The organism is Streptomyces achromogenes subsp. achromogenes (genome assembly GCF_000720835.1).
In the GTDB taxonomy this organism is placed as follows: Bacteria; Actinomycetota; Actinomycetes; order Streptomycetales; family Streptomycetaceae; genus Streptomyces; species Streptomyces achromogenes.
The window spans coordinates 1-204 of record NZ_JODT01000157.1; the positions used below are offsets into that span (position 1 = coordinate 1).

The 204-nt window shown below is 69.6% G+C and carries 1 protein-coding gene; it reads left to right on the forward strand.

From position 1 onward, the window contains the following. Positions 1–204, forward strand: a 204-nt coding sequence (locus tag IH25_RS40395; protein ID WP_157847090.1) for a hypothetical protein, incomplete at both ends; no start/stop codon positions are given.

Sequence of the window (204 nt, forward strand, 5' to 3'; positions counted from 1 at the left end):
CGGCGCAGAGCGTGTCGCTGGAGCTGGACGGCTCGCTGAAGAGGATGCGGCGGGACGATGCCACGGGCGTGTGGTCCGTGACGGGGCCGGCGTCCTGGAGGGGCAAGCCGTACCGGTACGTGGTGAAGGTGTGGGCGCCGAGCGTGCGCGAGGTGGTCACCAACAAGGTCACCGACCCGTACTCGGTGGCGCTCACCGCAAACT